This window comes from candidate division KSB1 bacterium (assembly GCA_022562085.1).
GTDB lineage: Bacteria > Zhuqueibacterota > Zhuqueibacteria > Oceanimicrobiales > Oceanimicrobiaceae > Oceanimicrobium.
Map to the genome: position 1 here is coordinate 1 of JADFPY010000348.1, position 4,814 is coordinate 4,814.

Sequence of the window (4,814 nt, forward strand, 5' to 3'; positions counted from 1 at the left end):
GCTTGGCAGCAGATAAAACCAGACCGCAAGACGTCTGAAAGCCCAGGTGAATACCCTTAGTAAGGGGTATGCCTGGGTTTTTTATTTTGTATGGAGGTAAAAGATGGACAAATTGCTGACTGTGGCAGAAGTAGCTGATTTTTTGGGTTGTAGTGAAAGCTGGTTAAACAAGGTGCGATGGAAAGGAGACGGGCCTCATTATGTAAAAAATGGGCCGAAAAGTAATGTATCGTATTGATGATGTTCAGGCATGGCTTGAGGAACATCGTTTCAGAAGTACGGTGGAGTATTCAGTCAATACCCAATCTACCTAAGGGTAATAGAACATATATATTCTTGGTTAACAATCCTAAATCTTTCTATGGCAAAAAAACGAATACTTACAACTGGTTTTTCAATGCATACAGCAGATAAATTTGCATGCATACCAAAAAAGCTAATATTTGATTGTCCAATGCAAGAATTGCGTGCTGATGGATTACATTGGCTTCTGCTCATTTATTTATCTGCTAAAGCCGGGATGCAAGATAGCCGTGCTACCCTGAATACAAAGACAGATCTTGCTAGTTTATTGAGACATTCTCACCACTTAAAACCTGATGGAAATACTATTAAAAATGCAATCTCAACACTTGAGGATCTTGAGAAAATGGGCTTATTGCATATTAGTGTTGAAAGCGAAGGTAGGCTGGTTATTCATTTTGCACATTAAGTTATACGTAAACATAAGCAAGCATGGCTGAAGGTTGATATAAAAAAAGCTGAAATTTTACGTTCAAATGCTGCCCTCCAGTTATGGATGCTGCTTGAAGGTCAACCTGTTAAATCTGGTGAATCTGGTAGACGCATCAAAAGAGGTATTGAGGGGTGGTACGTTTCAACATTAGGTAAAAAGCTCGGACTAAGTTTTTCGCATGACAGCAGGCGAGTAATTAAATGGGTAAGAAAACGAATTAAGTTAATTAATAAATTGCCATTCACTCGTGGTTGTAGTGAGTATGAGCACTATGCATATGGTCGCCCGTATAAAATTGATATTATGTCAAATGACAGGACTGTACAGCTTAGCAGTATCGGGAAATTACTTACGTGATAGAAGTAGTTATTAGGTACGTGATGATAATAGTAATTTATACGTGATAAAAATAGCTTTTATTACGTGGTCAAAGTAAATTGATGAATTGCTGAGAGCAGTAGCTGTTGGGCCTTTCCGTGGTATTTTAAAAAGACATATAAGACTTTATAAAAAAAGATATAAAAGAATAATTATAAGATAATAAATAACACCCACTCCATGCAGCCCATTTACGCCCTGCGGGCGTTCTGTCCAGTGTAATTCGACACTCCGCTTATGCTTCGTGTCTTGTTCTCCGTACAGATTTCTTTTATTCCATTTCTTTTTTATTGGTGGGATTTTGTTTGTACCTGCTTAAAATCATGGGAGCGGGGGACACAAAGTATTTATTTAGTTTTTTTATTTTTCTACTCAAGTGGACGAACCCAAACCAGGGGAGAAACCGTTGTTGTCGGCGCACTGGTCTACAATTACAAAGGCCTGGAGTCCGGTGCTGACGGTGACCTTGAACAGGCCAAAGTCAATTTCGAGCGCGCCTTAAACTATATGCCCTACTTTGCACGCAGCTTGGTCAACTTGAAAATTTGTAATGATGCCGAGGCCGGAATCATACCAAAAAAGCATGCGCTCCTACTCTTCAAATCTCTTAATAATTTTGGCTCAGAGGATTCAGCAGAGACACTTAAGCTTACCAACATTGTTTTAAATAAGAACCCCCAATACGTATTAATTTATCTTTTGCGAGCGCGAATTTACCGGAGGTTAAAACTTTTTGAAGAAGCCGAAGCCGATTATAATAAGGCTCTGGAACTTTCACCTGAGTTTGCGTTGACCCCTTATTTTCGCGGCAAGTTGTTTGCCAGCCGACAAAGGTATGGCCAGGCTATTTCAGATTTCAGCAGGACGATCGAGGTGGATGGTTCCTATGCGCCGGCTTTCCTGGAAAGAGGAATCGCACTTACTTCTATAGGTAAACACGACAAGGCCATCAAGGATTTTGAAGTTGCACTTCAGGCCTGGCCGAAATGGGCGGCGAATTTTAAAATTTTCGGAGCGTATCTTAACCGCGGCATGGCGAATATTAAGAATAAGCAGTACGACGCCGCATTATCGGATCTGAGCAGAGCCATTGAGCTGAATCCGAAGTTTGCCGAATCCTACCTCAACCGTGGAATTGCTTTTCAAAATCTCAATGAATTTGATAAAGCGATTTTAGATTTTAACTATGCCATCGACCTGGAGCCTGAATACGCGCTGGCTTATTATAATCGCGGTCACGTTTTTCGGACGAGGAGAAAATTTGATTTGGCAATAGCAGATTATTTAAAGACAGTGGAATTTGAACCGGGTCTTAAGCAGGCGCATTACACACTCGGCGAACTTTATATCAAACAACAAGAATTCGACAATTGCCTCCCTCACTTTGCAAGAGTGATAGAACTTGATCCGGGGAACTACTGGGCAAATTATTGGCAAGCGCTGGCCTTCGAGAAAACAGAGAATTATCCGGAAGCGATAAATTCCTACACCACATTTCTGGAAAAAGCGCCGGCGGAACACAAAAATCATAAAATATTTGCACGGCAGAGGGTGAAGAGATTGACTGAGTTTGCAACGAAATAACCTATTTTGTGCCACGGATATTCACGGCGCGGGCAAAGCCGCCACCAAAAGATAGCTATAACTAAAAAAAATATTTAGCCACGGATTGACACTGATGAACACGGATTTCTTAACAATTCTATAGGAATCGTACTGCTTCAGGGAAAATGCCGAATTTCATCAAAGTGGTAAATGATGAAAAATCCTTGGAAAAGTTAAAAGCGCAACACAAAAAGACCATAATCCGTGTTTAATCAGTGAAAATCAGTGGCTTATAAAAACTGTGCTAAAAAAACACAAGGTGATCTTCGGTGTTTAAATTTTAATTTTTCATTTGAATCACGTTACTTGATTTTTTCGAAATAGTTTTGCAACTTGTCCAGGTATTTCCCACCTACTTTCTTATAAGAGATTAAAATTCAGGAGGAGTCAAATGGCTCACACTTTTGATGAACTCAAACATAGTACATTAGCACAGCTTAAAGAGATCGCCAAGGAGATGGATCACGAAGCGGTAGAAGGCTTCACTCAGATGAACAAAGATCATCTGTTGCAGGCGCTCTGCAAGGCCCTTGGTATAGAGATGCATGTGCACCACGAAGTGGTTGGAATTGATAAGTCGAGTATTAAAAAGCAAATCAAAGAGTTGAAAGTCGAGCGGGACAAAGCCTTGGAAGCGCACGATCATAAGCAGCTCAAAAATGTCCGCCGCCAAATCAAGAAACTTAAACACAAAATCCGCCGGGCAACAGTTTAAATACTCCTCCGCTGCGAAGCCAAATTCAATTATGAAGCTATTCTTTCTGATTGCTCTTCTTTCTTTTGTGAACACGGTTTCATCTGAGTCCAATGCGGTAACCGTCACTTATGTTGCCAATGAAGGGGTTCTGATTCAAAGTGGCAGCAAGCAGGTTTTGATCGACGCTTTGCACAAGCCTTACCTTTCTGAGTACCTGGCGACTCCTCAAAAAATTCTTCACACCATGATGGCCAATCGCCCCCCTTTTGAGGATATTGAACTACTTCTGGTTTCTCATATTCATGGTGACCACTTCAACGCCGAACTAGTGGGCGAATATCTTCAGGTTTCCAAAACAACGCGTCTGTTTACCACACTTCAGGCGAAGTCGCAGCTTGCAAACACCTTTTCCGGTTTCGCAAATATTACTGACAAAACTCAGGTCATTCGATACCACGCTGAGATGGATACCTCCTTTTCGGCAAAAGGAATCCAGGTGAGGATGGTGCGAATCGCGCATGGGGGCGGGAGAGGGTCGGCAATGCAAAATGTTGGCCATATTGTCGAACTGGGTGGTCTAAAATTCCTACATATTGGCGATCCGTCTTATGGTAAAATAGATTTTGAGCGCTTACAACTTTTCAGGGATAAAATCGATGTTGCCATTTTACCCTTCTGGTTTCTAACCGCCGCAAAGGGACGCGAAATAATTGATCAGCTAATCAAGCCTGCATATTTGATCGCAGTCCATGTGCCGCCAAAGGATGTTAATTCGATTACCCGGGAAATTGCTAAGTATTATCCGGAGGCAGTTGTTTTCAGCAAGCCAAATGAGCAGCAGCATTACAATAATGATATCGACTAAACTTCGAGATTGGACTCACTCTTGACCCAGAGCAATCCCGCCAACCTGCAATTATTTCAAAAACAGTATGAGAAACTCGCCGGAAAAGTATATTTGGCAAACAACGCCAAAGAAGCGGTGCAATTTATCGATAAAATTTTTACTGGTGCAAAAGTAACCAAAGTGGTTACGGCCCCCTTGCCTGATGACGTTTCCAAAAAGCTCAGGAAATTTCTTAAGAAATCAAAAATTTCTATCGTCGAACTTGATTTAAAAAATTCCGACATTCAAAATCAAATTAACGAAGCAGACGTTGGCATCAGCGCCGCCGAGTTTGCCATTGCTTCTATGGGCGCTCTGGTTGAAGTCACCACCGAGGACAGTTACCGGCTGGTCTCCTCGCTGCCGCGAGTGCATATTGCTTTCGTGAAAGCTTCACAAATTATCGGCCCTTTGGACGACGCTGCCCCGAGACTCCGCAACATTTACCATCGCCACAAAAGCAATTGTAACATCACTTTTATCTCAGGGCCGAGCCGCACCGCGGATATAGA

General features: G+C 41.8%; 5 protein-coding genes. All 5 read left to right on the top strand.

The genetic code is table 11. From position 1 onward, the window contains the following. Positions 1-361: 361 nt before the first annotated feature. Positions 362-712 (top strand): hypothetical protein, encoded by a 351-nt coding sequence (locus IH879_19865; protein ID MCH7677185.1) that lies wholly within the window; start codon positions 362-364, stop codon positions 710-712. A 651-nt stretch (positions 713-1,363) separates the two neighbouring features. Next, positions 1,364-2,698, top strand: a complete 1,335-nt coding sequence (locus IH879_19870; protein MCH7677186.1) for a tetratricopeptide repeat protein — start codon at positions 1,364-1,366, stop codon at positions 2,696-2,698. 412 nt (positions 2,699-3,110) lie between these two features. Further along, positions 3,111-3,434, top strand: a complete 324-nt coding sequence (locus IH879_19875; GenBank protein MCH7677187.1) for a hypothetical protein — start codon at positions 3,111-3,113, stop codon at positions 3,432-3,434. Between the two features lie 31 nt (positions 3,435-3,465). Continuing rightward, complete coding sequence (locus IH879_19880) at positions 3,466-4,281, top strand: MBL fold metallo-hydrolase (GenBank protein MCH7677188.1); 816 nt, start codon at positions 3,466-3,468, stop codon at positions 4,279-4,281. 21 nt (positions 4,282-4,302) lie between these two features. After that, positions 4,303-4,814, top strand: a 512-nt coding sequence (locus IH879_19885; GenBank protein ID MCH7677189.1) for a lactate utilization protein, incomplete at its 3' end; no start/stop codon positions are given.